At 61.7% G+C, this 3,109-nt stretch carries 6 protein-coding genes; 5 read left to right on the forward strand and 1 reads right to left on the reverse strand.

The genetic code is table 11. The features are described 5' to 3' along the window. Window positions 1–274, reverse strand: a 274-nt coding sequence (locus tag EOA75_RS31130) for a DUF2269 family protein (protein WP_127325969.1), incomplete at its 3' end; no start/stop codon positions are given. A 519-nt stretch (window positions 275–793) separates the two neighbouring features. On the opposite strand from EOA75_RS31130, the gene EOA75_RS31135 reads away from it, so the two are divergent. The 5 genes from EOA75_RS31135 to ruvA all read left to right on the forward strand — a co-directional run. Further along, a complete protein-coding gene (locus EOA75_RS31135) occupies window positions 794–1,324 on the forward strand; it encodes a DUF1465 family protein (protein WP_095824088.1) in 531 nt (176 codons plus the stop codon). A gap of 208 nt (window positions 1,325–1,532) precedes the next feature. Beyond that, the gene (ruvC, locus tag EOA75_RS31140) at window positions 1,533–2,045 is read left to right on the forward strand and encodes a crossover junction endodeoxyribonuclease RuvC (protein ID WP_067001770.1); all 513 of its coding nucleotides are present in this window, start codon (window positions 1,533–1,535) and stop codon (window positions 2,043–2,045) included. 53 nt (window positions 2,046–2,098) lie between these two features. Further along, window positions 2,099–2,368 carry an AbrB/MazE/SpoVT family DNA-binding domain-containing protein gene (locus tag EOA75_RS31145; RefSeq protein ID WP_067319466.1) on the forward strand — a complete coding sequence of 90 codons (270 nt, stop codon included), beginning with the start codon at window positions 2,099–2,101 and terminating at the stop codon, window positions 2,366–2,368. Next, window positions 2,346–2,765, forward strand: a complete 420-nt coding sequence (locus tag EOA75_RS31150) for a type II toxin-antitoxin system VapC family toxin (RefSeq protein ID WP_127325971.1) — start codon at window positions 2,346–2,348, stop codon at window positions 2,763–2,765. Before EOA75_RS31145 ends, EOA75_RS31150 begins: the two co-directional genes overlap by 23 nt. A gap of 10 nt (window positions 2,766–2,775) precedes the next feature. After that, on the forward strand, window positions 2,776–3,109 hold a 334-nt coding region (ruvA, locus tag EOA75_RS31155), incomplete at its 3' end, for a Holliday junction branch migration protein RuvA (RefSeq protein ID WP_164747696.1).

Here is a 3,109-nt window from a genome sequence, read left to right on the forward strand (position 1 = left end):
TCGTGGCGTAGCCGACAAGGCCGATGATGATCCACAGGTCGGAAAAGCCAACCCAGAAGCCGCACATGATCAGGCCGAAAATCAGGGTGAGCATCGACATCGGCGCGAAGAAGCGGCCGCCGAGCTCGCCGCTCGCCCGCATCGCTTGCAGCTTGTCCTGGATGTTGCCGGCGCGCTCGGCGAGCACGCCGAGCAGGAACAGGACGAAGCCGCCGCCGACCCACAGGATGGCCGAGACGACGTGAAGGAATTTGACGATCGAATACCAGTCCATGGTGTGCTCCTGCATTTCTTGATCGGTGACGGCGTCGACTGCGCCAGCCCAGAGGAGCGGGCGTTTAGCGCGGAGCGTGTTTCGAAACGATGTCGCGGCGGCGGGGCCGATGTTTCGGCGCCACCATATGCATCCAGGGCTTGATGGCGCGGGAGGAGTCGGGCCGTCCCGTTCCGGCACAGGAAAAGTCCGTTCGCTTGAAAATTCCGCGCGGCGTTAAGGCTTCATTAAGCTTTACAGGCGTTTACTAGGACCATCCAGTTTGTCTGGATTCTTACCGAGTGGTTGGAGCCACTTTGTTTGACGCCTCCCTGTTAAACTCCTGAGAGCCGCCTTATCCGCGGCTCTTTTTTTGCCCGTTGGCCGCCGGCGGGCAGCGCGCCTCGGCGTTAACCGTTTGTTAAACATGCGCTTGCCTTCATGGGCATCGAAGCGCATTTTCAAGCCTCAGTCGTTTAAGGGTGCAGGCCGTATCGGCAAGGATGCCGAATCGGCTTGCGGCAGTGCAGGGGCGTATCGATGAACGAGCCTTCGAAGGGCAGCGCGAAAACCATAAAGCTCGCGGAACGCCGGGTTTTCTCCCAATCCTTCAAGCCGCTTTACCAGGAGGGCATGGGCCTGGTCGAACAGGCGGCCGAATATCTTGACGGCAAGGGCAGGCTCGAAGCCAAGAAGCTGTCGCGCACGGCGGCGACGCTCTATGCGGCCGAATCGATGCGTCTTACCACGAGGCTGATGCAGGTCGCCTCCTGGCTGCTTTTGCAGCGCGCGGCCAATTCCGGCGAGATGACCCGCGACCAGGTCGCCTCGGAAAAATCCAAGGTGCGGCTCGATACCGCCTCCGCGCATGACGAGGCGCTGGGCTGGAGCGAATTGCCAAAGGACTTCCTGGACCTGGTGAGCCGGTCGCTGCGCCTGCAGGCGCTGGTGAAGCGCATGGACGAGGAGATCTACGGCGGCGCCATGAACGACACGCCGGCCGCCACCCGCCGCGCCAACCCGGTCTCCGATCAAATCAGCTTGCTGAACACGGCCTTCGCCCGCGGCTAACAGGCTGCTCCGCACGCTCTGATGGCCATCTGGCGCCGTTTTTTGCGCGTCCGGTCCTCGCGTACCAAAGCACGCTCCGCACCGGTTCTTGAAAACGCCGCCATATGACTCATCGGACCGAATTCTGAAGCACCCCGCCCTGCACAGGCTGTTTCTGGTTTGTTCACAATTCACTGGCATCGCCATGCGCCGCGGTTAGACTTGGCGCATGGGGGAAGCGATTCGCATCATCGGCATCGATCCGGGCCTGAGGCGCACCGGCTGGGGCATCGTCGAGAGCCTCGGCAATTCGCTGCGCTTCGTCGCCTCCGGCACCGTGCGTTCCGACGACAAGGCGCCGCTCGCAACAAGGCTCTGCCAATTGCATGATGGGCTCGCCGAGGTGCTGCACCAGGCCATGCCGCACGAGGCGGCGATCGAGCAGACCTTCGTCAACAAGGATGCCACAGCGACGCTGAAGCTCGGCCAGGCGCGCGGCATCGCCATGCTGGTGCCGGCGCGCGCCGGGCTGGCGGTCGCGGAATACGCGCCCAACGCGGTCAAGAAGGCGGTGATCGGCGTCGGTCACGGCGAGAAGAAGCAGATCCATATGATGGTGAAAGTGTTGATGCCGAAAGCGGTGTTCGAGACCGACGATGCCGCCGATGCCCTGGCCATCGCCATATGTCATGCGCATCACCGTCAAAGCGTCGCCTACCGAATGGCGGCGCTGGCCGGGTAGTGTTCTTGACTTGTTCTCATTTGCGCACTAAGTAATACCTTCGGAGTATTACCATGCGTGTGACCACCAAAGGGCAAGTCACGATCCCCAAACAAATAAGGGACCACTTGGGCATAGGCCCGGGTTCGGAGGTCCAGTTCGTGGCTACTGACGAGGGCGCCCGGCTTGTCGCCGTCAACGAAAACATTTCGGAGGAGGAAGCTGCCCGCAAATTCAAAGAGGTCCTCGGCAAGATGGAGGGGACGCTGGATTTGGGCGGCATGACGACGGACGAGTACATGGAGTGGTTGAGGGGACCACGTGAAAATCTCGACGTTGATTGACACCAACGTGCTCATTGACGTCTGGGGTCCGGCTGGGCCGCTGACGGAATGGTCTTCGTCCGCGATTATCTCCTGCCGACGCGATGGCGCGTTGGTCATCAACAGCATCGTCTGGTCCGAGCTTGCTCCCCTGGTTGCTTCCGAAGCAATGCTGAGGAAAGCAGCCGAGAGGCTTGAAATGGATCGCGAGTTTTTGCCCTGGGAAGCCGCATTCTTGGCTGGGGTGGCACATTCCCGTTATCGGCGGGCCGGCGGTGTTCGAGAGCGGACCTTGCCGGATTTTTTCATTGGTGCTGATGCTGCCGTTGCTGGTCACCGCCTATTGACGCGCGACGCTCCTCGCTATCGCAGCTATTTCCCCGACCTCGAAATCGTCTCTCCGGAAACGCATCCATGAAGGCCAGGACATGATCGGCAAGCTGAAGGGCACGCTGGATGAGATCGACGAGGATTCCTGCGTCGTGGACGTGCACGGCGTCGGCTATGTCGCCCATTGCTCGGCGCGCACGCTTGCCGCGCTGCCGTCCCCCGGCGAGGCGGTGGTGCTGTTCATCGAGACCTATGTGCGCGAGGACATGATCCGGCTATACGGCTTTCAGACCCCGCTCGAGCGCGAGTGGTTCCGCCTTTTGATGAACAATGTGCAGGGCGTCGGCGCCAAGGTGGCGCTGGCCGTGCTGTCGACGCTGGCGCCGCCCGACCTCGCCAATGCGATCGCGTTGCGCGACATCGCCATGGTGT

The organism is Mesorhizobium sp. M1A.F.Ca.IN.022.07.1.1, assembly GCF_003997575.1.
Classification (GTDB): domain Bacteria; phylum Pseudomonadota; class Alphaproteobacteria; order Rhizobiales; family Rhizobiaceae; genus Mesorhizobium.